General features: G+C 65.2%; 25 protein-coding genes. 23 read left to right on the top strand and 2 right to left on the bottom strand.

Annotated features, from left to right (window positions below; all coding sequences use genetic code 11):
* Positions 1–563 precede the first annotated feature (563 nt).
* Genes EXQ71_02845 through EXQ71_02830 form a run of 4 tightly spaced genes read left to right on the top strand, consistent with a single transcriptional unit; the run spans position 564 to position 5,605 of the window.
* Positions 564–1,295 (top strand): hypothetical protein, encoded by a 732-nt coding sequence (locus EXQ71_02845; protein MSO86442.1) that lies wholly within the window; start codon positions 564–566, stop codon positions 1,293–1,295.
* Positions 1,285–2,145 carry a cytochrome c oxidase subunit II gene (locus tag EXQ71_02840; GenBank protein MSO86441.1) on the top strand — a complete coding sequence of 287 codons (861 nt, stop codon included), beginning with the start codon at positions 1,285–1,287 and terminating at the stop codon, positions 2,143–2,145. Before EXQ71_02845 ends, EXQ71_02840 begins: the two co-directional genes overlap by 11 nt.
* Positions 2,146–2,163: 18 nt before the next feature.
* Positions 2,164–4,692: a hypothetical protein gene (locus EXQ71_02835; protein ID MSO86440.1), complete on the top strand. Its 2,529-nt coding sequence runs from the start codon at positions 2,164–2,166 to the stop codon at positions 4,690–4,692.
* Between the two features lie 4 nt (positions 4,693–4,696).
* A complete protein-coding gene (locus EXQ71_02830) occupies positions 4,697–5,605 on the top strand; it encodes a cytochrome c oxidase assembly protein (GenBank protein ID MSO86439.1) in 909 nt (302 codons plus the stop codon).
* Positions 5,606–5,807: 202 nt separating this feature from the next.
* Here EXQ71_02830 and EXQ71_02825 read toward each other — a convergent pair whose 3' ends face one another.
* Positions 5,808–6,248: a hypothetical protein gene (locus EXQ71_02825; GenBank protein ID MSO86438.1), complete on the bottom strand. Its 441-nt coding sequence runs from the start codon at positions 6,246–6,248 to the stop codon at positions 5,808–5,810.
* A 67-nt stretch (positions 6,249–6,315) separates the two neighbouring features.
* On the opposite strand from EXQ71_02825, the gene EXQ71_02820 reads away from it, so the two are divergent.
* The 18 genes from EXQ71_02820 to EXQ71_02735 all read left to right on the top strand — a co-directional run bounded on the left by EXQ71_02820 (position 6,316) and on the right by EXQ71_02735 (position 22,954).
* Entirely contained in the window at positions 6,316–6,897 is a 582-nt protein-coding gene (locus EXQ71_02820; GenBank protein MSO86437.1) for a sigma-70 family RNA polymerase sigma factor, read from the top strand.
* 4 nt (positions 6,898–6,901) lie between these two features.
* Positions 6,902–7,180, top strand: coding sequence for a mycothiol system anti-sigma-R factor (gene rsrA, locus EXQ71_02815; protein MSO86436.1), 279 nt, complete (start codon positions 6,902–6,904; stop codon positions 7,178–7,180).
* Positions 7,181–7,338: 158 nt separating this feature from the next.
* Positions 7,339–8,427, top strand: a complete 1,089-nt coding sequence (locus EXQ71_02810; protein ID MSO86435.1) for a hypothetical protein — start codon at positions 7,339–7,341, stop codon at positions 8,425–8,427.
* A 101-nt stretch (positions 8,428–8,528) separates the two neighbouring features.
* Entirely contained in the window at positions 8,529–9,398 is an 870-nt protein-coding gene (tilS, locus tag EXQ71_02805) for a tRNA lysidine(34) synthetase TilS (protein MSO86434.1), read from the top strand.
* Between the two features lie 42 nt (positions 9,399–9,440).
* Positions 9,441–10,004 (top strand): hypoxanthine phosphoribosyltransferase, encoded by a 564-nt coding sequence (gene hpt / locus EXQ71_02800; protein ID MSO86433.1) that lies wholly within the window; start codon positions 9,441–9,443, stop codon positions 10,002–10,004.
* 79 nt (positions 10,005–10,083) lie between these two features.
* A complete protein-coding gene (locus EXQ71_02795; protein MSO86432.1) occupies positions 10,084–12,048 on the top strand; it encodes an ATP-dependent metallopeptidase FtsH/Yme1/Tma family protein in 1,965 nt (654 codons plus the stop codon).
* Positions 12,049–12,052: 4 nt separating this feature from the next.
* Complete coding sequence (gene folE / locus EXQ71_02790) at positions 12,053–12,652, top strand: GTP cyclohydrolase I FolE (protein MSO86431.1); 600 nt, start codon at positions 12,053–12,055, stop codon at positions 12,650–12,652.
* A gap of 102 nt (positions 12,653–12,754) precedes the next feature.
* On the top strand, positions 12,755–13,549 hold the full coding sequence (gene folP / locus EXQ71_02785; protein MSO86430.1) for a dihydropteroate synthase: 795 nt from the start codon (positions 12,755–12,757) through the stop codon (positions 13,547–13,549).
* Positions 13,536–14,084: a hypothetical protein gene (locus EXQ71_02780; protein ID MSO86429.1), complete on the top strand. Its 549-nt coding sequence runs from the start codon at positions 13,536–13,538 to the stop codon at positions 14,082–14,084. Before folP ends, EXQ71_02780 begins: the two co-directional genes overlap by 14 nt.
* A gap of 7 nt (positions 14,085–14,091) precedes the next feature.
* Positions 14,092–14,463: a dihydroneopterin aldolase gene (gene folB, locus EXQ71_02775; protein MSO86428.1), complete on the top strand. Its 372-nt coding sequence runs from the start codon at positions 14,092–14,094 to the stop codon at positions 14,461–14,463.
* The gene (gene folK, locus EXQ71_02770) at positions 14,460–14,933 is read left to right on the top strand and encodes a 2-amino-4-hydroxy-6-hydroxymethyldihydropteridine diphosphokinase (protein ID MSO86427.1); all 474 of its coding nucleotides are present in this window, start codon (positions 14,460–14,462) and stop codon (positions 14,931–14,933) included. The genes folB and folK overlap by 4 nt, the downstream gene beginning before the upstream one ends.
* Positions 14,930–15,640 carry a DUF2520 domain-containing protein gene (locus EXQ71_02765; GenBank protein ID MSO86426.1) on the top strand — a complete coding sequence of 237 codons (711 nt, stop codon included), beginning with the start codon at positions 14,930–14,932 and terminating at the stop codon, positions 15,638–15,640. The genes folK and EXQ71_02765 overlap by 4 nt, the downstream gene beginning before the upstream one ends.
* Entirely contained in the window at positions 15,637–16,485 is an 849-nt protein-coding gene (locus tag EXQ71_02760) for a pantoate--beta-alanine ligase (protein ID MSO86425.1), read from the top strand. Before EXQ71_02765 ends, EXQ71_02760 begins: the two co-directional genes overlap by 4 nt.
* Positions 16,486–16,629: 144 nt before the next feature.
* A complete protein-coding gene (gene nadB / locus EXQ71_02755; GenBank protein MSO86424.1) occupies positions 16,630–18,159 on the top strand; it encodes an L-aspartate oxidase in 1,530 nt (509 codons plus the stop codon).
* 134 nt (positions 18,160–18,293) lie between these two features.
* A complete protein-coding gene (nadC, locus tag EXQ71_02750) occupies positions 18,294–19,160 on the top strand; it encodes a carboxylating nicotinate-nucleotide diphosphorylase (GenBank protein MSO86423.1) in 867 nt (288 codons plus the stop codon).
* Between the two features lie 172 nt (positions 19,161–19,332).
* Entirely contained in the window at positions 19,333–20,148 is an 816-nt protein-coding gene (locus tag EXQ71_02745) for a type III pantothenate kinase (GenBank protein MSO86422.1), read from the top strand.
* A complete protein-coding gene (gene lysS / locus EXQ71_02740) occupies positions 20,148–21,551 on the top strand; it encodes a lysine--tRNA ligase (GenBank protein ID MSO86421.1) in 1,404 nt (467 codons plus the stop codon). The genes EXQ71_02745 and lysS overlap by 1 nt, the downstream gene beginning before the upstream one ends.
* An 11-nt stretch (positions 21,552–21,562) precedes the next feature.
* On the top strand, positions 21,563–22,954 hold the full coding sequence (locus EXQ71_02735) for an MFS transporter (GenBank protein MSO86420.1): 1,392 nt from the start codon (positions 21,563–21,565) through the stop codon (positions 22,952–22,954).
* Between the two features lie 13 nt (positions 22,955–22,967).
* On the opposite strand, the gene EXQ71_02730 is transcribed toward EXQ71_02735, so the two are convergent.
* Positions 22,968–23,972: a polyprenyl synthetase family protein gene (locus tag EXQ71_02730; GenBank protein MSO86419.1), complete on the bottom strand. Its 1,005-nt coding sequence runs from the start codon at positions 23,970–23,972 to the stop codon at positions 22,968–22,970.
* Positions 23,973–24,148: 176 nt separating this feature from the next.
* Here EXQ71_02730 and EXQ71_02725 point away from each other — a divergent pair, with 176 nt between their 5' ends.
* Positions 24,149–26,677: an ATP-dependent Clp protease ATP-binding subunit gene (locus EXQ71_02725; protein ID MSO86418.1), complete on the top strand. Its 2,529-nt coding sequence runs from the start codon at positions 24,149–24,151 to the stop codon at positions 26,675–26,677.
* Positions 26,678–26,721: the final 44 nt, after the last annotated feature.

Below are 26,721 nucleotides of genomic sequence, written 5' to 3'. Positions count from 1 at the left end.
CCTTGCTCTCCAGGCCGAGGTTCGCCTCAACCCCCACCGACCCCCCAGGCTCCACCCACCGACCCTACCAACCGTGATGGGGGCAAAGATCGTCACGGAGCGGCCCTCGCGCCGCCTGCACTCGACATCAATAGGCGCCGGTCATCCCGATGGCGGAGGTTCCAGCCCGCAGACCCCGTCCTACGTAAATTCGCCGTACGGGGCATCGGGGATCTTGTGGAACGCGTCAGGCGCTGGCTTCGGAAGCTGGACGGGGGATCAGGAACACGCGTTAGCGCTCGCGAGCCGAGCGTCGGCATCGCCGACCACCTCGGGTAGGGAAAGAGCCGCCACCGGGCGGGCGGCGTGTCCCTTGCGGGTGCGAAGCGTGGTGAGGCGATCCTTCAGTGCGCCCCGTCGCATGACGGCGAAAGCAACGGTAACCATTGGCACTGCTTGAGCCACACACTGCGAACACACAACTGGAGAAGTTAGCACCTTCAGTAGGAGCAGACCGAGCGCGGGACCGCGGAACCCACTGGTAGCGCGACCTGGGCCGCCCGGAACGGCAGGGTCTTTCACTGGTGCGTCTTGCGCTATGGTTCGAAAAAGCCACGCGCGATCCGGGGGGAAACATGGGCACCAAAGCACGCGGCGGTCTCGTACTGTTGATCTTCGCGCTGTTGGTCGGTTCGTTTGGGGTTTACGTAGCGGCCTTTGCCCGTCACCGGCCACCGTCGGTGTCGGTGATGGTTGGGGCAGATGGGGCCCCCACCTTGGTGCTCCAAACCGTGGGGACCCTCGGCTTCGGTCCGAAGCCCGATTGGCCTTCGTATCTCGTACAACGAAGTGACGGTTCGTGGGAACAGACCACGGTCTTCAATCTCCCCGCCAACTCCATCGTGCATGTCAAGGTGCTGGAGTACGACACCCAGACGGGTTTGCGCAACAACTTCTTCGGTCAGCCCCAAGGACTCGTCGATGGTGCCATCACCATCGATACGAAAACCTTCATCGGCAGCGACATTGTGAAGACCTTCAATCCGGATCTTGTGGCGCATACCTTTACCGTGCCCGGCCTCGATGTGTCCGTTCCCTTGGTGGGGGTGACCAACGACGCACCCGACCAGTGCAGCGAGGCTCCCTGCGATGAGACCGACGCGCATCGGACGATCGAGTTCGATATCAAGACCGGTGAACCGGGCCACTTCCGTTGGCAGTGCATCGTGCCGTGTGCTCCGGGCGGGTTTCTCTATGGCAACGGGGGTCCCATGCAGACGGTGGGGTTCATGGACGGATTTGTGAATGTCGTCTGATGGCGACCCCGACCTGGCGGAAATCTCCCACGGGCGACGGATCTTCTTCGTTTGGTTGATCGTCGCTGGCATCGTCACTCCGCTCGTGGCGTTGTTCGTTGCGCCGTACCTCCCCCCGGGGGATGCCTCGGTTCAGGCCAATAACCAGCAACTAATCAACAACATTCTCCTGGTGATGGTCACTCCCATCATCTTGGGAGTCGTGGTGTACGTCTTTTACTCCTTCGTTCTCTTTCGAGATCGGGGTGACGGCCGCCCCGACAGTCCGGTCTTGCGGGGCAATCGACGCGTCACCGTCTGGTGGATCATCGGTACCTGCCTCATCGTGGCGTTTGTGGTCCCCTACGGCACATGGCAGTGGATGGGCCCCGGGGTAGGGAGCGGAAGCGCCCAGGGGCCGAAGCCCATTGCCACTCCACCCGGCGAGACCCTGGAGGTGCAGGTCATCGCCCAGCAATGGCAGTTCACATATCGCTATCCGTCCTTTGGTGGGATCGAGACCCAAGAACTGTGGATCCCTGAGGATCAGTACGTGGAACTCCATGTGACATCCCTTGATGTGAACCACTCGTTCTGGGCGGTTGGTCTTGCCCTCAAGGCTGATGCGGTGAACGGCGCCGACAATGTTGTGTTCGTGAGCGCCACGCGCGCGGGCGAGTTCAAGATCCGCTGCGCCGAACTCTGTGGTCTCTGGCACGGGCAGATGTATCAAAACGATGCCCGGGTAGTGCCCGAAGCCGAATTTCAAACATGGATCAATCAGCAAACTGAACTCAACGAGGGCCTACTTCAGTACCTTCCCCCCTACGCCCACATCTACTATCCACAGCCCTTTTATCGTGGCGACTAATCGGCAAGGACCGCAGGCGTGACCGAGACTGTTTCTCTTACCAGCCCAAGCCAGAAGCCGCCCAGACGGTTTTGGCGCTTCGGCGTCGGGTCGGGGCTGCTGTTGGCCTTCGTTGGGTTCGTCCTCGGCCAGGTCATCGGCCGGACGATCTCCGGTTCGTGGGAACCAGCGAGTGGCACCGACCAACAGGATCTTGCTCTGGTGCTCGGCTACGTGTTCGGGGTGATCGGCTGGATCTGCGGTCTTGGCTTTGCGCGTTATCCCGTCCGGCGCCTGCGCGGCCAGGAACCGGGGCTATTTGCCGACGATCACAGTGAAGACGGGGCCAGTCGTTACTTCCGGCTGAGTACCGATCACAAAGTCGTTGGCATCCAATACATCGTGGGTGGACTGGCCACGTTCCTCATCGGCGGCCTCAACGCCATGCTGATTCGGTATCAGTTGTTGAGCCCCAACGGCACCGCCTGGAACCCCAACGAATACCTCACCATTGTGAGCCTGCACGGCAGCGTGATGGTGATGACGATGTCGGCCCTGATCCTGGGCGGATTTGGGAACTATCTCGTGCCGCTCATGATCGGATCACGGCGCACGGCGTTCCCGAGAATCCAGGCGCTGTCCTTCTCGCTGTTCATCTCGGCGGTGCTGGTCATCATCACGTCGGTGTTCGTCGGAGGGATCCCGACAGGCTGGACGGGCTACTCACCCTTGGGGGTCGAGGCCAGGGTCGGCATGGATTCGTATTATGTGGCGTTCGCGCTGGTGGCGATAGCGCTCACCCTGGTGGGGATCGACCTCATGGTCACCATCATTTCGTTGCGGGCCCCCGGGATGTCGTGGAAACGACTCCCCATCTTCGTCTGGTCGGTACTCGCCACGACCGTGATGATGGCGCTCGCCTCACCGATGCTCCTCGCCACTGGCTACATGGGCCTGCTCGACCGCACGGTCGACACGGTGAACTTCGTGGCCCCAATGGGGGGTTCGGCCTTCCTCTACGAGAACCTCTTCTGGTTCTTCGGGCATCCGGAGGTGTACATCCTGGCGATCCCGGGGTTTGGCATCATCCTCGAGATCATCCCGGTCTTCACCCGCCGAACCTTGTGGGGCTACGGCCTTGCGGTGGTGGGGATGCTCGGCATTGCCTTCATGAGTTTCACGGTGTGGCAGCACCACCTCTTCGTATCCGGAATCAACTCGGACCTTCGCCCGTTCTATTCGCTCTCCACCGAACTGATCTCCATCCCGACGAGCTTTATCTTTCTGGCTGCCTTCGGAACGCTTTGGCGGGGGAAGATTCGCTTCTCCGTACCCATGCTGTTCTCGCTGGCGTTCATCTCCAACTTCATCATCGGCGGGGCCACTGGGATCTTTCTCTCTGACGTTCCCAGCAATGCCACCACCCACGGCTCGTATTTCGTCATGGCGCACTTTCACTTCACGATGATGGGTGGCTTGGTGTTCGCCATGTTCGCCGGCGTCTACTATTGGCTGCCGAAAATGACGGGCCTGCGTTTCCGGGAGGGCGCCGCCAAATGGCATTTCTGGACGCTCTTCATCGCCTTCAACTCCACCTTCCTGCCCCTGTTCGTTCTGGGGGCTCGAGGGATGCCGAGGCGGGTCTCGTCCTACGACCCGACGTTCGTGTTCCTGAACCGGTGGGCGTCGATCTCGGCCTTCTGCATTTTCGCCTCGATGCTCATCTTCATGGCGAACTTTGTCTGGTCCCAGTTCCTAAAGCGCGAACGCGCCGATGCCAACCCCTGGGATTCGCGTGGCCTCGAGTGGCAGGTCGCCACCCCGGTCCCTGCCCATAACTTCTCCGAGATCCCCATCGTGTTGTCGGCGCCCTATGAGTACGGGGTACCCGGAGCGGAGCCGGTGGCCAATCTGGCTCCCACCGGCACCCCCGACCCGGTCGATGAGGATGGCAATCCCATCGAGAACCCCGACCGCACCCCCGGTGTTCTCATTGCGGGCGGCCGGATCTTCTCGCTCTCGGTGATGTTTTTCTTCGCCGCCTTCGTGTTCTCGTTCTTTTACCTTCGGTCCATCAACTCGAACAATCTGTGGAACAAGGGCTACCTGGGACCGAACCAAGGGATCTCGACGGCGATTCTCGTGTGCACCCTGGTCGGCCTGGCGGCCTTCGGGGCGGCGATGCACCGGATCCGGAAGGATGACGAGCGGGGATGGCACGGCCTGGGCGTCGTGGCGGTGGCTATGGGTGGGGCCACCATCCTGCTGCAGATCATCCAGCTGGTTTCGCTGGGCTTTGAACCCAGTTCCGGGGGCTACGCCAGTGTCTTGGTGGGGTGGACCGCAGCGATGATCGCCGTAGAGGTTGGGGCGCTTTACTGGCTCCTCACCCTGGTGGCGGGGCAGGCACGGCTGCGTCACGGCACCCACTCAGCCACGATGGGATCGGGTGCGATGCTCACATCGAGGGAACATCTGGCGGCGTCGGCTCAGGCCTACTGGGGCTTGAACCGATGGGTGGCCGGAGTCATCGTCCTGGCGTATGTGCTGCTCGCCGTAATTCGATGACACGGTGGCGCCTGCGCCCCTCATGCTCGGCTTTCTGATGGCCTACCTCCGTTTCTCGCAACCACTGATACTCCTCGGGGTGATCGGTGCGTCCTATGTGGTGATCCAGCGGTCGGTGCGAGCTTCCCCCCTCGGCATTGGCGGAGTTACCAGCCGCGCGAGCGCTCGAGCGCGCCGTCGGCGAGATGCCTGTTTCGCAGGGGGACTCCTGGCCATGCTGGTCGCTCTCACCGGACCCATCGAGCAATACGCCGATCAGCTCTTCTGGGTGCACATGACCCAACACGTGCTTCTCCTGACGGTGGCGGCCCCGCTGTTTGCCCTCAGCGCCCCCGGGCATTTTGCCCCCCGCCTCCTGAAGGCCGATACGCGCCGTCGGGCGGTGGCGTCTTGGCGCAGGGTGACCCAAAGTGAAACGGGGAAGGTGCTGGCGGTGGTGTCGGCCCCGGCGGGGATTTGGCTGTTATTCAACGTGAATCTTCTGGCCTTCCACATTCCGCTGCTCTACAACGCCACGCTTCGCAACGCATTGCTTCACGAACTCGAGCACCTACTTTTTCTGGGCCTGGGGGTCTGGTTCTGGGCGCAGGTCTTCGATCCCCGGCGGGTTCATGCTCGTCTGAATGATGTGGAGCGGGCGATCTACGTGGTGGGGGCCGCGGGGGTGGGGTGGGCCTTGGCGATCGTCCTCACCTTTGCCCCCGGTGCGCTGTATGCGCCCTACGCCGCCCTCGGGTCTCGTCCCGGTGGAATCTCGGCGCTGGTGGACCAGCAACTGGCGGCGGGCATCATGCTGGTCCCGGGATCAATTACATTTCTCATGGTGGCGGGTGTCGCCCTCGTGCGCTGGTTGACCACCGATGAACCCCAGCCCGCGTCAGTAGAAGCCACCGCGATCAAAGGAGAACAGTGATGAGCCATCGGTATTTCATTGGAGCGATTGATGCTTTCGATCTTGGCCTCCTCACCATGGCGCCACTCCTACTGATCGGGGTGGCATCGGTGGGGGCCTGGTTGTTTTGGCGTCGCAATCGTGACGACCAAGGTGGCGTGCACCCTCCCCGCTAACCGAATCCCGGAACGAGTCCGTGGCCGTCGGGGTGAGGAAAGTTCACTCAGTCGAGGGCGTGCTGGCGGAACTGGTGCAGACCAGTGTCGAGGACCCACTGGTGTCCGAAGCGGGCTACGGGTTGGGCAATGTGGGCCACCGCCCGCAGCACCGGGTTGGCCGGGGCCAAGCTGGACACGAGGCTGAGTTCGGATCCCGAGGGGGTGGGGGAGATCTCCAGGCGGGCCGAGCCGATGAGGTCGCCGGTCACCGTGGCGGTCACGAGGCGAGGAGGTTCCACCTCAATGAGGTGAAGATCGAAGCGCAGCCGGTAGGGAACGGGCGGCTGAACCACCGCCGACCAGGTGACGTTGGCCTCGAGGGCGTCGGCCTCGAGGTGGCGAAGCCAGGGCCACCAGGAGCGGTAAGCATCCACACGGGCAAGAGCCGTCCAGAGCTCCGCCGGTGTGACGGAGAACTGGTGACAACGGGCGGAATGGATCTCCACGCCATAGGTTCCCACGAACCACTGGAGAGAAGGGGTGGCCGAGGAGCCCAGACGGTAGGTTTGCCCCGTGGCCGACCAGGCGAAATTTGCCGCTCTTGCGATGGAACATATGAGTTCCCTCTACTCCGGGGCGCTGCGGATGACGCGCAACTCCGCCGATGCCGAGGACCTCGTGCAGGAGACCTACCTCAAGGCCTATCGAGGCTTCGGCGGTTTCGAGGAGGGCACCAACCTCAAGGCCTGGCTCTACCGGATCCTCACGAACACCTACATCAATACCTACCGGGCCAAACAGCGCCGACCCGAGGAAACCGACCTCGACGAGGTGGAAGACCTCTACCTCTACCGGCGCCTTGGAGGTCTTGAGGCGGCTCGGGTGGGCCGCTCGGCCGAGGACGAACTGATGGACCTCTTCACCGAGGCCGAGGTGAAAGCGGCGATCGATGAGCTTCCGGATAACTTCCGGATGGCCGTGCTCCTCGCCGACGTGGAGGGCTTCTCGTACAAAGAGATCGCCGAATGGCTGGACATCCCCATCGGGACGGTGATGAGTCGACTCCATCGGGGAAGAAAGCAGCTGGAACGGCTGTTATACGATTTTGCCGTGTCCAATCGCCTCACCAAGCCGGTCTCCGACACGGTCACCTGATCCGATGGATGCCGACGCCCCTTCTCCGCTTTCCCCGCCGTGCAAGGACGCGCTCCACGAGTTGTACCACCTGCTTTCCGGCGAGGTCGACGACGTCAAGCGGGCTCGGATTGCCGAACATCTCGATGAGTGCGCCCCCTGTGCGGAGCCGTACGATTTCTACGCCGAGCTGCGCCGCTGCATCCAAGAACAGTGTCATGACATCGCTCCGCCGGAACTTCTCGCTCGGATCCAGGCCGCTATCGAGCAAGAGTCGACGCCTGATTCCTGGCCCCGCGGCTAGGGCCGTCTAGGGTCATCACTATGTTCGCTGTTGTGTGGCACTACTGGATCGGCGTCAGCGTCTTTCTCCTGGGGATGTTCGTCATGGTCGGTTTGATTGGCCAGTACCTAAATAAGACGCAAGCGCCTAAGTACCCGCGCAACAAGGAGTAGCGGCCATTGGCGGAGGGCCCGGTCGATTGGGATGTGGCGGAGCGGGTAGCCGTGCGCACGGCCCGCCGCGAGCCCTTTGCGGACTCGTACCTGGCTGATTCCCTCCAAGACGACTTCGACGAGGCCACCGCCGAGGCCGAGGATCTAGTGGCCGCGGCCACGGGCTTGCGTTCGCTGGCCGGCCCGGCCCGAGCCCGAGTGACCGACCGCGCGGGCTGGGTGCACGCCAATGTCGCCAGTTTCCAGCGACTACTGCAGCCCGTCATGGCCCGGTTCGGCGACACCGTCGGCCACGGTATGGCAGCGGATGTCACTCGTAAGGTGGCCGGGGTAGAGGTAGGGATGCTGCTCGGTTGGATGTCGGCCCGAGTATTGGGTCAGTACGACCTGCTCGTGATCGACGATCCGGCGTTGGCCGACCCCGAGGAGCAGGATCTCGTCTATTACGTGGGGCCGAATGTTCTAGCGCTCGAGAAGCGGTTCGCCTTTCCGCCCAAAGAGTTCCGGCTGTGGTTGGCCCTCCACGAGGTAACCCATCGGGCCCAGTTCACCGGCGTGGCCTGGATGCGGGAGCACTACCTCGGGTTGGTGGCTGAGACCATCTCCTCGGTGGACCCCGATCCGAAACGCTTTCTCGATGCCCTCACCCGGGCTTTCCACGACCTACGTCATGGCCGTAAGCCACTCGACGATGGCGGGATCGCCGTGCTGTTGGCTTCGCCCCAGCAGCGTGTGGTGCTCGACAAGATCGGTGGGCTCATGAGCCTCCTGGAGGGCCACGGCGATGTGACGATGGATCGCGCCGGGGCGGAGCGCGTCCCCAGCGCAGCGCGTTTTGCTCAGGTGTTGCGGGAACGGCGGGCCAACCCCAAACCGGCGGCCAAAGTGGTGCAGCGGATGCTCGGGCTCGAGGCCAAAATGAATCAGTACGTCCAGGGCGAGCGGTTCGTCGCCGAGATTGAGCGCCTCGGCGGTGGGCCCGAGGCCCTCGATCCCGTGTGGCGAGGGGCCAGTTGGCTGCCCACTCTGGCCGAGATCCGGGATCCGCAGGAGTGGTTTGATCGAGTGCGCCTGTCCGACGAACTGGTGGGCTGAGGCTCCTCCCGCCATGGTGATGCTGGGGCGGAGCCACGAGTACGACGGTGGCAGCCCCCTTCCCACAGGCTTGACGGCGGCCTCGTCCTGGCCGCCGGTTCGTGGCTCATAGCGCAGCGAGCGAGGCTCTTCTGGCCCGGTGTTTCTTTCCGGTCCCGGGTACGGCGGTGACCTGTGCCGTATCGGGGGGCGCTGATTCGCTGGCCCTGCTGGCGCTGGCCGGATGGGCCGGCTGCTCGGTGACCGCCGTGCATGTGGATCACGGCTTGCGGCCGGGGTCGGTGAGCGAGGCGGATGTGGTGCAGGCGGCGGCGGATCGATTCGGGGCCGCCTTTTTAGCGCAGCGGGTCGAGGTTGCTCCCGGGGCCAACCTAGAGGCCCGGGCGCGCGCCGCCCGTTACGCCGTGCTGCCGGAAGGCGCCCTCACTGGGCACACCGCCGACGATCAGGCGGAGACGATGCTCCTCAATCTGCTGCGGGGCGCCGGGCTCACCGGGTTGGCCGGATTTCACCCCGAGAATCGCCCGGTACGGGGGTTGCGGCGAGCCGAGACCCACGCGCTGTGCGCCGAGCTCGGGCTGTCCCCGGTGCAGGACCGCTCGAACGACGACCCCCGCTTCCGCCGCAATCGCGTGCGCTCCGAGCTGTTCCCGCTGCTCGACGACATCGCGCAGCGGGATGTGGCGGCGGTGTTGGCCCGGCAGGCGGCGGGGTTACGAGACGACGGCGAGCTGCTCGATGAACTGGCGCTCGCCATTGATCCCACCGACGCTCGACGGCTCGCCGCCGCCCCGGTAGCTCTCGCCCGGCGGGCGATTCGGCGTTGGCTGCGCAGCGGCGCCGAGCTCCATCCGCCCGATGCGGCCACCGTGGAACGGGTGCTGGCGGTGGCCCGCGGCGAGGCGGTGGCCTGTGAGGTGGGGCAGGGCCGAACGGTGCGCCGGGCCTCGGGGCGTCTCAACCTGTCTTGAGTGCAGTGTGTGCGGGCGAGGGGATGCGGGTACCTTGGCCCGGTGGCGCCTGAGGGAGAGCACCAGCATCTGTTCGACAGTCCTGATCTCGGCGAGTTGGTGGTCGACGCATCGAGCCTGCAGGCTCGCGTCGCCGAACTAGGCGCCGAGATCACTCGCGACTACGCGGGGCGCGCCCCGTTGCTCATAGGGGTGCTCAAGGGCGCGGTGATGTTCATGGCCGATCTCGCCCGGTCGGTGGACCTACCGCTGGAGATCGACTTCATGGCGGTGTCGTCCTACGGCAATGCCACCCGGACCTCTGGGGTGGTGAGGATCGTGAAGGACCTTGACATCGATCTCACCGGGCGCGACGTGATCATCGTGGAGGACATCATCGATTCGGGCCTCACCCTGTCGTATTTGCGCAAGACATTGGCGGCCCGTGGGGCCAACAGCCTGGAGGTGTGCGCCCTGCTGGTGCGCGAAGGTCTGCAGAAGACCCACCAAGAACTGAAGTACGTCGGTTTCCGCATTCCGCCCAACTTCGTGATCGGTTACGGCCTCGATGTGGGCGAGAAATATCGCAACCTGCCGTATGTGTGTGTCTTCGACGGAGACATCTGAGGTACCACTCTCGCGGCCGTACCGGTATCGTTCACCCATCGTGAAGCGTCCGTCTCGCACCACCCTGGCCTACGTGCTTATGGCCGTCATTGCCGTGTTCTTTGCCTCGCAATGGCTCAAAGGGGGGGATTCCCCCACGGACTTGACCCTGACGGAGTACCGCCAGAGGATCGAAGACGGCGACGTCGTTACCGCCACGATCAAGGATCGCTCCAATGAGGTCACCGGCGAGCTGACCAATGGTGAGGAGTACAAGGTGGCCTACGCCGGGGAGTACGTGGACGAACTCACCGCCGAGATCACCGATGCCATGCCGCCGATCGAGTTGGAGGTCGATCAGCAGAAGGACTCCCTCTGGACGACCCTGCTGTTCGGCCTGCTTCCCACCGTGCTGTTGGTAGGGGCGTTCCTGTTCGTCCTGAACTCGATGCAGGGCGGCGGTAATCGGGTGATGCAGTTTGGGAAGGCCAAGGCCCGGCAGGTACCCAAGGAGGGCACCAAGGTCACCTTCGCCGACGTGGCGGGCTGTGATGAAGCGGTAGAGGAGCTCTACGAGATCAAGGAGTTCTTGCAGAACCCGGCGCGCTTCCAAGCCATCGGTGCCAAGGTCCCCAAGGGCGTGTTGCTTTACGGGCCGCCGGGTACGGGCAAGACCCTGCTGGCCCGAGCGGTGGCCGGCGAGGCCGGGGTTCCGTTTTTCTCCATTTCGGGTTCGGACTTCGTGGAGATGTTCGTGGGGGTGGGGGCTAGTCGTGTGCGTGACCTCTTCGAACAGGCCAAGGCAGCGGCGCCCGCCATCATCTTTGTTGACGAAATTGATGCCGTCGGCCGTCACCGCGGGGCTGGCCTGGGCGGAGGACATGACGAGCGAGAGCAGACCCTCAACCAGATGCTGGTGGAGATGGATGGTTTCGACGCCAGCACCGGGGTGATTCTCATTGCGGCCTCGAACCGTCCCGACATCCTTGATCCCGCCTTGCTGCGTCCCGGTCGGTTCGACCGTCAGATCGTGGTGGATAGGCCGGATTTGGAGGGCCGTAAGGCCATCCTGGCCGTGCACGCCAAGGGTAAGCCCCTTGAGCCCAATGTTCGCCTCGAGGTGTTGGCCCGGCGCACGCCCGGCTTCACCGGAGCCGACCTCGCCAACTTGATGAACGAGGCGGCCCTGCTGGCTGCCCGCCGGAATCTGCAACTCATTGGTCATGCCGAGCTCGAAGCGGCCGTCGACCGTGTGATGGCCGGGCCGGAGCGCAAGAACCGGATCATGAGCGAACAAGAACGGCTCACGATTGCCTACCATGAGAGTGGACATGCCCTGGTGGGGCACGTACTCGAGGGCACCGACCCCATTCACAAGGTGTCCATCGTGGCCCGCGGGCGGGCGCTGGGTTGGACCCTCGCCCTACCCATTCAAGACAAGTACCTCCGGACGCGCACGGAACTGGAGGATTCGATGGCGATGCTGCTGGGGGGTCGCACCGCCGAGGAGTTGGTGTTTGGGGAGATCACCACCGGTGCCTCCGACGACATCGAGCGCTGCACCGACATCGCTCGCGGGATGGTCACGCAGTACGGGATGAGCGAGAAGCTCGGTCCCCAGCAACTTGGGAAGATCAAGGGCGAAGTATTCCTCGGCTACGACAAGGGACACGAGGCTGATTACTCCGCCGAAGTTGCCGCCGTGGTGGACGCCGAGGTTCGGGTGTTCATCGAGAACGCCCATGACCGGGCCCGGTCGATCCTCTCCGAGCACCGCTCCACGCTTGATCTGATTGCTCAGACGCTGGTGGAGAAGGAAACCCTTGAAGACGCCGACCTCGCGGAGATCTTTGGTCCGCTGGACAAGGGCGTTGGGGTGCCCGAGGTTGAGCCCGCGCCCACCGAGGCGATCGATGCCCTGCCGCTGGAGGTAGGCACTCTTGTTGGGGCTACCGTGGCCGAAGCCCAACCAGTGGCCGAACGCGCTGGCGCGCCAGTCGAGCCAATGAAGCGGCGCTGGTGGAAGCGTCACGGTCTGCGCACCGCCCACGTCACCGGAAAGTAGTTCCATGCCCCGTGAACGTGCCCCCCTCGACACACCGATGGACCTCCCCCGCATTGAACGTGCCGTGCGTGAGATCCTCGAAGCGATTGGTGAAGACCCGGATCGCGATGGTCTCACCGACACTCCCACTCGGGTGGCCCGGGCTTACGCCGAGAACGTCTCCGGTCTGCACGAGGACCCCGCCGATCACCTCACCGTCACGTTTGAATCGAGCCACGACGAGATGGTGATGGTGCGCGATATTCCCCTCTACAGCCTGTGTGAACACCACCTCCTGCCCTTTCGGGGGACCGCCCACGTGGCCTACATACCCGGCAAGGATGGCCGCATCACCGGACTGTCCAAGGTCGCCCGCTTGGTGGAGGGTTACAGCCGTCGTCTCCAGGTGCAGGAACAACTCACCGTGCAGATTGCTGATGCCATGGAACGCACGTTGGAGCCGCGGGGAGTCATGGTCATTATTGAGGCCGAACACCTGTGTATGTCCATGCGGGGGGTCCAAAAAGCCGGGTCCACCACCGTGACTTCAGCGGTACGGGGGTTGTTCCGATCGAACCCTTCCACCCGCCAGGAGGCCATGCGTTTCGTTACGGGACGAAACTAAGGCATCGAACGGGATCAGAAAGTCATAAGAATTACGGGCATAGTCCGAACGGGCGTGTTGCCGCTGTCCTAGACTTCACTCGTGCCGCACCGCCCTGTTGTGATGGGAGTTCTCAACATCACGCCCGATTCGTTCTCCGACGGCGGGCAGTTCACCGACCTCGCCGCCGCCTTGGCGCACGCCCGCCAGATGGTGGCTGATGGCGCCCATTGGATCGACGTGGGCGGGGAATCCACCCGCCCTGGTGCTACGCCGGTGGCTCTGGTCGAGGAGCAACGCCGCGTGTTGCCGGTGGTGGAAGCCCTGGCCGCGGAGGGCATCGCCGTGTCGATCGATACCCGTCACGCCAGTGTGGCGCGGGCCGCGGTGGCCGCCGGCGCCACCATGATCAACGACGTCGGTGCCTCCTTGGGGCCCGTGGCCGCCGAGCACGGCGTGGCGTGGGTGGCCGTGCACAGCCAGGGAGAGCCTGCGTCGATGCAGATCGCCCCCCGCTACCGAGACGTCGTGGCGGAAGTGCTGGACTACCTCGTCGGCCGGGCGGAAGCGGCGCTTGACGCCGGCGTTGTCGACGTGTGGATCGACCCGGGGGTGGGCTTCGGCAAGACCACCGCCCACAATCTGACCCTGCTGGCCCATCTCGATCGCTTCGTGGCTACGGGTCATCCCGTGCTCGTGGGTACCAGTCGCAAGGGGTTCCTCGGCGGCCTGCTCGGGATCTCCGACGGTAGCGATGTTGCCGCTCCGGTGGCGGACCGTCTCGAGGGTTCCCTTGCCACCGCCACTTGGGCGATGGCCAACGGGGTTGCCATGGTGCGGGTGCACGACGTGCGGCCTACCACTGAAGCCGCCCTGGTCATTGCGGGGCAGATCATCACCACGGATGCCGCCGCATGAGCGCGTCCACAACGAGGGAGCACGAGTCGTGCCGGTAAAGGGTAAGTGGGCGCAGGGTATTCAGCCCCGCAACTTCGCGTGGATCTTGAAAGACAAACTGGCGGTGTGTGAGCGGCCCGGTGGGTACGGTGTCAATCATCGTCGTGTCCGTCGACAAGAGGAGATCATTTGGATCCGGGAGCAGGGCTTCACCTGTGTGGTCACACTGATCCCCTCGCCGCACAACCTCCACAACTACGACGAACTCGGCGTGGCCTGGCGGCACCTGCCCTTCGGTCCGCAGGACGACCCGCGGGAGGTGGCCGGCACGCTCTTTCCCGAACTGGCGGCGATGCTCTCCGCGGGGGGCAAAGTGCTCGTGCATCAGGATGAGTTGTCGGATCGGGTTTCGGGGATGATGGCGGGCTACCTGCTGTGGTCCGAGGTCATCCCCTTGGCACCGCAGGCCACCTCGGTGGTGGAGCGGTTGTTGTCTCGTCAAATGGGGCCGCTCGGGCGCGACCTCGTCGCTCTGTCCACCACGATCCCGAGGTAGCGCGGTCGTGGCCTCCGACGATCGCATCGAACTACGGGGTCTGCATCTCTCCGGGATCGTGGGGGTGCTCCCCAAGGAGCAGGCCGAGGCCCAGCCCCTGGAGATCGACCTCGACATCACTCTGGATATGGCCGATGCCGGCGGCTCCGACTCCCTGACCGACACCGCCGACTACGGCGCGCTGTGCGACGTCACCGAGCAGGTCGTGACCACCACGAACTTTCAACTCTTGGAGACACTCGCTCAACGCATCGCCCAGGAATTGGCCGCCGTTGATCGGCGGATCAGTGCGGTCACCGTGTCGGTTCGCAAGCTTCGTCCCCCGGTGGCGCAGCCGTTGCGCACCTCGGGGGTGCGCATCACCCGGACGAGGGCGTGACCCGCGCTTTCCTGGGCCTGGGGTCGAACCTGGGTGACCGGATGGCCTACCTGCGCTCGGCGGTGGCGGCCACCCCCGATCTCGTGGCGGTATCGCCGGTCTACGAAACCGAGCCCGTGGGTGGTCCCGACGCGCAGGGGGCCTATCTAAACTTGGTGGTCGAGTTGGCTACGACCCGTGACGCGCGGGGCCTCTTAGCTCTGTGCGGCGAACTCGAGACGGCGGCCGGGCGGGTGCGAGATGTGCGCTGGGGACCCCGCAGTTTGGATGTAGACGTGCTGTGGGTGCAGGGAGAGACGGTGGCAGACCCAGACCTGGAAGTGCCCCATGCGCGTATGTACCAGCGTCGCTTCGTGCTCGCGCCGCTGGCCGATCTGGCCCCCGACCTCGTGTCGGCCAGCGACCTCGCGGGCGCGGTGGGTGTGGTGTGGTCGGTGGGCGCGCTCGCTGATTGCCGGGGTGAGGGATGACGCGAGTGCGGATCATCGGCCCGGGTCGGGCCGGCACCTCCTTGGCCGTGGCGCTCGGCCGCGCCGGGTGGGATGTGCTCCCCATGCTCGGTCACAACGACCGCGTGAACTCCGCAGCGGCGGATACCGATCTGCTGGTCATCGCCACGCCCGACGCCACCGTGGCTGAGGTGGCGGGCAGAGTGGAGGCGTGTGACGGCTCGGCTATCGCCCACCTCTCCGGCTCGCTCGGGTTGGCCCCCCTGCAGGGGCACCCGCGTCCGGCGGTACTTCATCCGCTGGTGGCGTTACCGGATGCCGAACGCGGCGCCGAGCGATTGGTGGGGGCCTGGTTTGGCCTGGCCCATCAGGGCGACCGGTTGGCCGCCGAGGTGGTGGGGAGCCTGCGGGGCAAGGCGGTGACCGTGGCCGAGGCCGACTGGGCTCGATACCACGCGGCGGCGGTGATCGCTTCGAATCATGTCGTGGCCCTCCTCGGCCAAGCCGAGCGCGTGGCGGCGAGTATCGGTGCCCCGGTGGATGCCTTTGTGGACTTGGCCCGCGGCAGCCTGGCCGATGTTGCCTCCCTTGGAGCCCGCGCCGCGTTGACGGGCCCGATCCGGCGGGGCGATCACGCCACGGTGCAGCGGCACCTCGCCGCGCTGCCGCCCGAGGAACGCCCGGGGTACGAAGCCATGGCTACCGAAGCGGCTCGCCTGTGTCGGTGACCACCATCACCGGGATTGCGGCGCTGCGAGCGCGTCTCGATACCGAGCGAGCCGCCGGGCGCACCGTGGGCTTTGTGCCCACCATGGGTTATCTGCACGCCGGCCATGCCTCGCTCATGACGAGGGCCCGAACGGAGACCGATGTGGTGATCGTCTCCATCTTCGTGAACCCTCTACAGTTCGCCGCCGGCGAGGACCTGGCCGCCTATCCGCGTGACCTCTCCGCCGACAGGGCCCTGGCGCAGGCTGAGGGGGTAGATGTGCTGTTCGTGCCCACCGAGGCTGAGATGTACCCCGATGGGGTGGTGCGCACGAGCGTTCGCGTGGCGCAGGTTTCCGCCGGCCTGGAAGCGAGCACCCGCCCCACCCATTTCGACGGGGTAGCCACCGTCCTGGCGAAGTTGTTTGCCATTGTCGGAACGTGTCGCGCCTATTTCGGTGAGAAAGACTTCCAACAGATCGCGGTGGTCCGCCGCATGGTGCGCGACTTGTCGGTCCCGGTAGAGGTGGTGGCCTGCCCCACGCAGCGCGATCCTGATGGTCTCGCCTTATCGAGCCGCAATAGCTACCTCCTCGACGCCGAGCGAGCGGTGGCGCCGGTGCTCCATGCGGCGCTGCTGGCGGGGCGTATGGCCATCGACGCCGGCGAAGTGAACCCCGCCAAAGTGCGGGCCCTGATGGCCGATCTCATCAGCGCGGAGCCTTTGGCTCACCTCGACTACGCCGAAGTGGTGGATGCCGCCACCCTGCAGACCGTGGATCCGCTGGTGGGGGAGCTCCGCCTGCTGGCCGCCGCCCGGTTCGGCAAGGCCCGCCTGATCGACAACATCGGCGCCGAGGTCTAACACCACTGCGCCCCCGCCTAGTCACCGCCCGCGGGGCGCCCGATGCCTCACCCGGGGCGGCCCCCCGCCGCCGGTACCCCCCGGATCGGGGAGCGGTTGGCCAAGGGCGGTGGTGAAGAGGCCGCCAGCGGGTAGACCTTCGCGGTGGCTGACCTTGATTTGCTAGTGCTTGGATCGGGGGTGGCGGGTCTCTCGGCGGCCGTGCGCGCCGCCGAGGTCCACAGCATGGCGGTGGGGGTGCTCACGAAGGCCGAACTTCAACAAGCCACCACGCGTTGGGCACAGGGCGGGGTGGCGGCGGTGCTTGGCGGCGACCCGGACTCCACCGATTTGCACCTCGCCGACACCCTGGGCGCTGGCGCGGGTCTCTGCGACATCGATGCCGTGCGGGTGCTCGTGGATGAAGGCCCTGGCCGGGTGCACGAGCTGATCGCGTTGGGCGCAACGTTTGATCGCGAGCCCGACGGCCAGTTGCAACTCGCCCGCGAGGGGGGTCACTCCTTGCCCCGCATCGTCCATGCCGGTGGGGCTGCTACCGGGGCAGAGATCGAACGGACCCTGGTGGACGCGGTGCGAGCAGAGGTGTCGGCTGTCTACGAGAGCTTCTTCGCCCTAGACCTGATTGTGGAAGCGGGCCGCTGCCGCGGGGTCCTGGCCGCCGACCCAGATGGCCGCCGTCACGAGGTGCGGGCTCGTCATGTGTTGGTGGCAACCGGGGGTTACGGCCAGCTGTTCGCCGTTACCACCAATCCCCACGAAGCCACCGGCGACGGGGTGGCCATGGCCTTGCGCGCCGGGGTGGCGGTGGCCGATATCGAGTTCCAGCAGTTCCACCCCACCGCCCTCCATCATCCTGTCATGCCGCGTCCGTTGCTCACCGAGGCGCTGCGCGGGCACGGCGCGCAACTGCGCGACACGCAAGGAGAGCGGTTCGTGGATGAGCTGCTCTCGCGCGACAAGGTGAGCCGGGCCATCACCGCGCGGATGATCCGCGATGGCGTCGATCACCTGTGGCTCGACGCTACCGACCTCGAGAACTTCGCCGAACGATTCCCCACCATCATGAGCGAGCTCGCGGCCGTGGGCCTTGATCCCGCCACCGACTGGTTGCCCATCGCCCCCGCCGCCCATTACAGCTGCGGCGGGATCCTGGCCGACCTCGATGGGGCGTCATCGCTACCGGGCCTATGGGTAGCCGGTGAGGCAGGGTGCAATGGAGTGATGGGGGCCAACCGGCTGGCCTCGAACTCGCTGCTCGACGGCATGGTGTTCGGACCGCGGGTGGTGGAGGCCATCGAGCGGGGCGTAGACGGACCCTCGGCCACCGGCGCGATGCGCTCTCGACTCGGTGGGGGTGCCATTGCGGGTCGTTCGCTGGTGTTGCCCGCCCCCGCCGGCGTCTCGGTTGGTAGTCGGGAGGAACTCCAGCGGTTGATGACCGCTGATGCGGGGGTGCTGCGCTCGGCTGACTCGCTGGAGCGGGCGGCGGCGGGCTGCGCCGGGTCGGTCGAGGGTGACGATCTTGGGTCCTGGGAGTTGCGAAATCTGGCGACGGTGGGCAGGGCACTGTGCGCGGGGGCTTTGGCCCGGGAGGAAAGTCGAGGCTGCCACACCCGCACCGATTATCAGGACCGGCAAGACGACCTGCGCCTCCGCTTCATCATCGGGGGCTGAGCGGTCGCACCGGGGGTGGCGGTCCGCGCGTGGGCAACGATGAGCACCACCGGGCCAGGCTGGCTGATCTCGGTCCGGGTAGGCCCAGAACTCCGAACACCCCGGTGAGGGGCGACCTCTGGCAGGCTGGGGGGATGGCGAAGGCCGACCCCCCTCTTCACGCAGTGCGCCACGCCGTCTCGCAGGCGCTGGCGGAGGACCTGACCCCGCTCGGGGACATCACTTCCGCATTACTGCCCGCGGGAACTACCGGGGTGGCCCAGTTCATCCCGCGGCACGAAGGCGTACTGGCGGGCACCTGGTGCGCGACGGAAACCTTCGCCCAACTCGACCCAACGGTGGAGATCACCTGGATGGCCCTCGACGGTGACGCGGTCAGCGCGGGAGACACAATCGGTACCGTCGCAGGTCCGCTGGCGTCGATCCTCAGCGGCGAGCGCACCGCCTTGAATTTCTTGTGTCACCTGTCGGGGATAGCCACCTTCACGCGGCGTTTCGCCGACGCTGCCGCCCGCGGTGGTCCGGCGCGCATCTGGGATACCCGAAAGACCGCGCCGGGACTGCGGGCACTCCAGAAGGCGGCGGTACGGGCGGGGGGAGCGGTGAACCACCGCGGCAACCTGTCGGACTGGATCATGTTCAAGGACAACCACCTCGCAGCGTTGGGGATTGCCGAGGCGGTGGCGGCCGCTGCCGTCACCTGGCCGGGGCGACTCGTCCAGGTGGAGGTCAGCGACCTAGACCAACTCGCGCAGGCCCTCGAGGCCGGTGTGGACGCAGTGCTGCTCGACAACATGAGCCCCGAGGCGGCCACCGCCGCAGTGGCCTTGGCCGAGGCGTGGGCCCTCCAGCACGGCGGGCGGCGCCCGTTACTGGAGTGCAGCGGCGGGATCACGATCGACACCGCAGCGGCCTACGCCGCCACGGGGGTAGATCTGCTGAGCACCAGCCAGATAACGCAATCTGCCCCCGCCCTCGACATCGGCCTCGACATCCACTGAGCCCGCGCCAGCCCCGCCTCGGTGGGTCTGCGGGGGCTGCAGGATGGGCAGGATCGCCTACCTGAACCGAGCGATCCCGGCTCCTGTTGCTCGGCGGGTGGGGTCGGATGGCACCGGTGGTCGCGATACCGGTTCGACCCCCTGCGTTCCGACCCGTAGCGTCTGCGTTGTGCTGCTGCTCGCCATCGATGTTGGCAATACCCAAACCGTGGTCGGCCTGTACGACCTCGACCCCGCCCTTGACGCCAATCAGCACCGCCGAGCGGCCGACTCGGGCCTGGTCGACCACTGGCGGATCGCCACGAATGTGGAGCGCACCGCCGACGAATACGCCCTGGTGCTGCAGGAGTTTCTTGGTTTCCACGGGGCCACTTGGGATGACAACGACATCCAGGGCATCGTCGTGTGCTCGTCGGTGCCGCGGGTTACCGGGTCGTTGCGGCGGATGGCCGAGCGCTACTTCGCCAATCCCGCCCTGGTTGTTGAGCCCGGGGTGCGCACGGGCCTGCCGATCCTCTACGACAATCCCAAGGAGGTGGGTGCGGACCGCATCGCCGATGCCGTGGCCGCCTTCGACCTCTTTGGCGGACCCACCATCGTGGTCGATTTCGGCACCGCCACCACCTTTGAGGCCATTTCTCCGAAAGGGGAGTACCTCGGGGGTGCCATCTTCCCGGGTATCGACATCAGCCTTGATGCCCTGTTCAATCGGGCGGCCGCCCTTCGCCGGGTGGAATTGGTGGAGCCCCGCTCGGTTATCGGACGCAGCACCGTGGAGTCGATGCAGTCCGGTGCCATCTTCGGCTACACCTCGCTGGTGGACGGCATGTGCGCTCGCATCGCCGCCGAACTTGATGCCGATCCCACCGTCGTGGCCACCGGCGGCCTCTCCGGACTCATTGGCCCATTGTCGATTGCCATTGATCATCTCGAGCCCTGGCTTACCCTCCACGGCCTGCGCCTCATCTACGAAAAGAACCAGCCCTGATGCCCCCGTACCGCTTCGAGACCACCACGAACGCCGCCGCCCTGCGGGCCGAGTACGAGGGTCTGGACGATGGTGAGGAGACCGGCAACGTCGTGACGATCGCAGGGCGCGTGATGCTGCACCGCGGTCAGGGAAAACTGGCCTTCGCCACGCTGCGCGACGGCAGTGGCGGGGCGGTGCAACTCTTTGCCCTCGCCGCCGTAACCGAAAACTTTGAGGGCTTCGCCAAGATCAGCCTTGGCGATTGGGTGGGAGCGACCGGCGAGGTGGTGAAAACCCGTACGGGCGAGTTGTCGGTGAAGATCACCACCTGGGAGATGCTGGCGGAGACGCGTCGTGGCTTCGGAGATAAGTGGAACGGCATCACTGATGTGGACACCCGCTACCGGCAGCGATACGTGGATCTCTGGGCCAACCCGGAGACTCGTACCGTCTTTTTGCAGCGCAGCAAGATCCTGAGCCTTACTCGTCGATGGCTCGAGGATCAGGGGTTCATCGAGGTGGAGACACCGGTGTTCCATCCGATCCCTGGTGGGGCGCTGGCCAAGCCGTTCACTACCCACCACAACGCTCTCGATATGGCATTGTTCCTCCGTATTGCGCCCGAGCTCTACCTGAAGCGACTCACCGTGGGTGGCTTCGAGCGGGTCTTTGAACTGGCGCGCGTGTTTCGCAACGAGGGGTTGTCCACCCGCCACAACCCTGAGTTCACAATGCTCGAGCTCTATCAGGCCTATGGCGATTACCACGATGTGATGACCCTCACCGAGGAGTTGGTGGCGCACCTCGCCATGGAGTTGCACGGCACCACCAAGCTCACCTACGGAGAGCGTGATCTCGATCTCACCCCGCCCTGGCGACGCGCCACCATCACCGAAGTGGTGCAGGAACATGCGGGCGTGCATGTCGATGTGCAGATGCCCCTGGAGGATCTCCGGCGCATCGCCACGGAGCACGGCGTGGAGGTGCAACCCCACTACGGTCCGGGCAAGCTCATGTTGGAGATCTACGAGAAGACCACGGAGGCCAATCTGTGGGGGCCGGTGTTCGTGATGGATTATCCCAAGGAGGTCTCGCCACTGGCCCGGGATCACCGCGACGTGCCCGAGATGGTCGAACGGTTCGAGCCGATCGTGGCCGGGCGGGAATTGGGCAACGGCTTCTCCGAACTGTTGGACCCCGACGAGCAGCGCGCCCGCTTTAGCGCCCAGGCCCAGCAGCATGCGGCTGGCGATGAAGAAGCCATGGTGATGGACGAGGACTACCTGCGGGCCCTCGACTACGGCCTGCCGCCCACGGCCGGGTTGGGCATTGGCATCGACCGTCTCGTGATGCTGCTCACCGATACGCAGTCCATTCGCGATGTCATCCTGTTTCCCAGTTTGCGGACTGAGCGGGAGTGAGGCGCGCGCCAATGGCGAGTGTGCCCGTTTCCCCGCAGTCCACCAGTCCCCAGCCCGGCATCTGGGACCATGAGCGGCGCCGACTCACCCTGGGCTTGGTGCTCACGGTCACCCTCGTGGCCTTTGAGGCCTTGGCCATCTCCACGGTCATGCCGGTGGTGGCCGATGATCTCGGCGGCCTGAGCCTCTACGGCTGGGTGTTTAGCGGATTCTTTCTTGGCAATCTGCTCGGCATCGTATTCGCCGGGCATGCCGCCGATCGGGAAGGCACCGCCTTACCCTTTCTCGCCGGTCTCCTGCTGTTCGGCGCTGGCCTCCTGGTCGCTGGGCTGGCCCCTTCGATGGGTGTGTTGGTGGTCGCCCGGGTTCTTCAGGGGATCGGTGCCGGGGTCATTGCGACGATCAGTTACATCACCGTGGGGCGCAGTTATCCACCGATATTACGTCCTCGGGCGTTTGCGGTTACGGCCACGGCCTGGCTGATCCCCGGCCTCATCGGGCCGGTGGCCAGCATCGCTATCGCCGATGTGTGGGGGTGGCGGGCGGTCTTTTTAGCCCTGCTCCCCTTCATCCTGCTCGCCGGGTTCATCACGCTCCCCGCTCTGGTTCACAGCCCCGGGGCTGATCGCGCGGCCACCGTCGGCCCGCTCACCGATCGCCGTCGGGCGGGGGTGTTACTCACCCTGGGCTCCGCCATGGTGCTCGGCTCCATCAGCGGTCCCTCCCCCCCGGTGGCGGTGGTCTTGGCCTTGGTGGGTGTGCCGCTGGCGGCGTGGTCGTTTCTTAGCCTCGTACCGACGGGCACCATGCGCCTGGCGGCGGGCATTCCCGCCGCTATTGCGGTGCGCGGCATTCTCACCTTCTCCTTCTTCGGAACCGATGCGTACGTGTCGCTGTCGTTCCAGGACGTTCGCGATCAGCCCACCTGGGTGGCGGGGTTGTCTCTCACGATCTGCACGCTCTGCTGGTCGGTGGCGGTGTGGGTGCAAGAACGGTGGATCCTGCGAGTGGGGCCCCGCCGGGTAGTGGGGGTGGGGTTTGCGTTGTTGAGCATCTCGATCGCTCTCATGTTCACTGTGCTTGGCTCCCTGCCAATTCCATTGGCCGTTTGCGTGTGGGGGATTGGGGGCTTCGCCATCGGGCTGTGTTACGCCTCGCTGTCGGTCACGGTCCTCGGCCTGGCCGAACCGGGCCGGGAGGGAGCGGCTACCGCCAGCCTGCAGGTGAGCGATGTGCTGGGCATCGCTCTGGGGGTGGGTGTAGCGGGAGCCTTCGTGGCGCTGGGCGAGACACGCTCCTGGTCCACCGGCGGTGCCCTTCAGTGGGCCTTCGCCTGCACCCTGGCGATGGCCGTGGTGGGCATCGCGGCGTCGCGGCGCCTCCCCACCACGTTGCCCACCTGACTCGCTGCGGCTGCTAGGCGGCCAGCACGGCTTCGAGGTCGATGATGAGACTCGAGGCGGCACCGGCGAGTGCCGTGGCACTCGGTGTGGTGCCGAAGGTCCCCAGCGCCGCCACGGCGTCGTCAATGTACGTGCGGGCCAGTTCGACTGACCGGGGGACACCGGCGGAGGTGCGCACCAGGTGACGGGCAGCATCGAGGGCATTGCCCTCGATGGGTCGGCCGAGGAGTGCTCCGAGGGTCGCGCCATGTTCCTCGAGCGCGTAGAGCACCGGGAGGTTATAGATGCCTTCGGCGATGTCGTGCCCCGCGGGTTTGCCCAGTTGCTCGTCGGTGGCAATCACGTCGAGTACGTCGTCCACGATCTGGAAGGCCATGCCGTAGTGCAGTCCAAAGGCTGTGAGCTGATCAATGGCGGGCCGAGGAAGGTCACCGACGATGCCACCGACGCGACAGGCGGTGGCGAACAGGGCCGCGGTTTTTCCTCCGATAGCGCGAAGGTAGGAGGCTTCGGTGCGAGAGATATCGTAGGCACAGCCCAACTCGGTGACCTCACCGGTACACAAGCGGCCGATGGTGGCGGCCAGCAGGCTGGCCACCTCGGTGCCGAGACCAGCGGCGATTTCCGACGCTTTGGCCAAGAGGAAGTCGCCGGCGAGAATGGCCTTGAGGTTTCCCCATCGAAGGTTCACGCTGTCTACGCCCCGACGAGTTTCGGCTTCGTCGATGACGTCGTCGTGGCACAGCGAACCAACCTGTACCAGTTCCACCGACACCCCGCCGAGGATCACCTCGTCGGTAACGGCGACGCTGATGGCATCGGCGTCGCGGGCGAGGATGGCCGCCGAGGCCACCGTGAACAGCGGGCGGGCTCGCTTGCCACCGGCGGTGATGAGATGGCCACCGATTTCGGCCATGTGGTCGTCTTCCACCGCCACGGCATGGAGCAGCGCCGCTTCCATCCTGGCGCGGTGGGCCGTCATCCCAGGAAACTCAAGGAGCGGACTCGCAGATGCCACAAGACTACGCTACGGCAGGCCGCCCCCCTCCGAGCAAGTGGCCACCGGTAGGTGAAGTTTGGGGGAGCGTCTGCCGATACAGCCCAGGCCCCCGCGTTTCCGTCCGCGGTGCGAAGTCGGGGGGTAGGGGTACACTCAGAGAACATTGATCCCCGAATGGGGCTGGAGGCACCAAGTTGTTTGAACGGTTCACCGACCGGGCTCGACGGGTAGTCGTACTGGCCCAAGAAGAAGCACGGCTACTCAACCACAACTACATCGGCACCGAGCACATTCTGCTCGGGCTCATTCACGAGGGCGAGGGAGTTGCCGCCAAGGCGCTTGAGTCCCTCGGGATCTCGCTGGAGGCCGTGCGCAGCCAGGTCGAGGAGATCATCGGTCAGGGTGGTTCGTCGCCGTCGGGTCACATTCCCTTCACGCCGCGCGCCAAGAAGGTCCTCGAGTTGTCACTGCGCGAGGCCCTACAACTCGGCCACAACTACATCGGCACCGAGCACATTCTCCTTGGCCTCATACGGGAGGGCGAGGGCGTAGCCGCCCAGGTGCTCGTGAAGCTCGGCGCCGACCTCTCGCGGGTTCGCCAACAGGTGATCCAACTCCTCTCGGGCTATCAGGGCCCGGGTGGGTCTTCAGACAAAGCCGGTCAGGTGGCCGGCGCAGGAGGCCCCCAGGGACCGGAGCAGGCCTCGGGGTCGCTGGTGCTCGATCAGTTCGGGCGCAACCTCACGCAGCAGGCGCGCGAGAAAAAGCTGGACCCGGTCATCGGTCGGGCCAAAGAGATCGAGCGCGTGATGCAGGTGCTGTCGCGCCGCCAAAAGAACAATCCGGTGCTCGTGGGTGAGCCTGGCGTCGGCAAGACCGCCGTGGTGGAAGGCCTGGCCCAGATGATCGTGGCCGACGACGTCCCGGAGACCCTCAAGGGCAAGCAGCTCTACACCCTTGACCTTGGCGCCCTGGTGGCGGGATCCCGTTACCGAGGCGACTTTGAGGAGCGGCTGAAGAAGGTCTTGAAGGAGATCCGTACTCGCGGCGACATCATCTTGTTCATCGACGAACTGCACACCCTTGTTGGCGCCGGCGCCGCCGAAGGGGCCATCGATGCCGCTTCCATCCTGAAGCCGATGCTGGCCCGCGGCGAACTGCAAACCATCGGTGCCACCACCCTCGATGAGTATCGCAAGCACCTGGAAAAAGACGCGGCCCTGGAGCGACGTTTCCAGAAGATCGTGGTGGAGGAACCGTCGGTGGCGCACACCATCGAGATCCTCAAGGGCCTCCGTGACCGCTACGAATCCCATCACCGAGTCACCATCACCGACCAAGCGCTGGTGGCGGCGGCCAACCTGGCCGATCGCTATATCGCCGATCGCCACCTCCCCGACAAGGCCATCGACCTCATCGACGAAGCCGGGTCGCGCCTGCGGATCAAGCGGATGGAGACCCCGGCGGACTACAAGGAGATCGAAAACGAACTCTCTGGGGTGGTCGAGGCCAAGAAGAAGGCGGTGGAGGGCCAGAACTTTGAGGAGGCCGGCCGTCTGCGCGACAAGGAGAAGGAACTCCTCGCCGCCAAGGAGGGCAAAGAGCGCGAGATCAAGGAGTCCGGCGTCGATCTGTTCGACGAGGTAGACGAGGAAGCCATCGCCGAGGTCCTCTCGATGTGGACGGGTATCCCGGTGTACAAACTCACCGAGGAAGAGACCCAGAAACTCCTTCACATGGAAGACGATCTCCACAAGCGGGTCATCGGCCAGGAAGACTCCATCCGGGCCGTCTCTCAGGCCGTCCGCCGCACGCGGGCTGGTCTCAAGGATCCGAAGCGTCCGAGCGGATCGTTCATCTTCCTCGGCCCGTCGGGGGTAGGGAAGACCGAACTGGCCAAGACACTGGCCGAGTTCCTCTTCGGCGACGAGACGGCGCTCATCAGCCTGGACATGTCCGAGTACATGGAGAAGCACACCGTCAGTCGTCTGGTGGGTTCGCCCCCCGGCTACGTGGGTTACGAGGAGGGTGGGCAGCTCACCGAAGCGGTTCGCCGTAAGCCCTTCTCGGTAGTGCTGTTCGACGAGATCGAAAAGGCCCACCCCGATGTGTTCAACACGCTGTTGCAGATCCTTGAAGAAGGACGCCTCACCGACGCCCAGGGTCGGTCGGTAGATTTCCGCAACACCGTGTTGATCATGACGTCCAACCTCGGCACCGCCGATCTGCGCAAGGCCAACCTCGGCTTCGGTCGGGCGGACGAAGCCGTGTCGTATGAGCGGATGAAGGCGAAGGTCAACGACGCCTTGAAGCAGCACTTCCGCCCCGAGTTCCTCAATCGCATCGACGAGACCATCGTGTTCCACGAACTGTCGAAAGACGAAGTGACCCAGATCGTGGATCTGATGATCGCCCGTACGCAGAAGCAGCTCGAGGGTCAGGGGCTCGGGATCGAACTCACCCCCGCCGCCAAGGTTTTCGTGGCCGACAAGGGCTACGACCCCACTCTGGGCGCTCGTCCGCTGCGTCGTGCCATCCAGCGGCTGATCGAGGACGAACTCTCCGAGAAGCTCCTGTACAAGGAGTTCTCCGTCGGGCAGATCATCGTCGTGGATGTGGCCCCGAATGCCGAAACCGGCGAGATGGAGCTCACCTTCCGGGCTGTGGAGGGTTTTGAGCCCCCGCCGATGGAGTTGGCCGAGGCTGGTCCCAGCGAGGGGTAACACCCCCTTTCGGTATCCCCGCCCCCCTGTTGGGGGGGGTATCG

The sequence above is a fragment of the Acidimicrobiia bacterium genome (assembly GCA_009694375.1).
Taxonomy (GTDB): domain Bacteria; phylum Actinomycetota; class Acidimicrobiia; order Acidimicrobiales; family VFJN01; genus VFJN01.
This window is presented reverse-complemented; position numbering and strand designations above follow the sequence as displayed.

What these genes read in the sequence shown, in the direction of transcription:
- EXQ71_02840 (MSO86441.1), top strand. Translation starts at nt 1,285, where the DNA reads ATGTCGTCTGATGGCGACCCCGACCTGGCGGAAATCTCCCACGGGCGA.
- rsrA (MSO86436.1), top strand. Translation starts at nt 6,902, where the DNA reads ATGGATGCCGACGCCCCTTCTCCGCTTTCCCCGCCGTGCAAGGACGCG.
- EXQ71_02795 (MSO86432.1), top strand. Translation starts at nt 10,084, where the DNA reads ATGGCCGTCATTGCCGTGTTCTTTGCCTCGCAATGGCTCAAAGGGGGG.
- folE (MSO86431.1), top strand. Translation starts at nt 12,053, where the DNA reads ATGCCCCGTGAACGTGCCCCCCTCGACACACCGATGGACCTCCCCCGC.
- folP (MSO86430.1), top strand. Translation starts at nt 12,755, where the DNA reads ATGGGAGTTCTCAACATCACGCCCGATTCGTTCTCCGACGGCGGGCAG.
- EXQ71_02780 (MSO86429.1), top strand. Translation starts at nt 13,536, where the DNA reads ATGCCGCCGCATGAGCGCGTCCACAACGAGGGAGCACGAGTCGTGCCG.
- EXQ71_02765 (MSO86426.1), top strand. Translation starts at nt 14,930, where the DNA reads ATGACGCGAGTGCGGATCATCGGCCCGGGTCGGGCCGGCACCTCCTTG.
- nadC (MSO86423.1), top strand. Translation starts at nt 18,294, where the DNA reads ATGGCGAAGGCCGACCCCCCTCTTCACGCAGTGCGCCACGCCGTCTCG.
- lysS (MSO86421.1), top strand. Translation starts at nt 20,148, where the DNA reads ATGCCCCCGTACCGCTTCGAGACCACCACGAACGCCGCCGCCCTGCGG.
- EXQ71_02735 (MSO86420.1), top strand. Translation starts at nt 21,563, where the DNA reads ATGGCGAGTGTGCCCGTTTCCCCGCAGTCCACCAGTCCCCAGCCCGGC.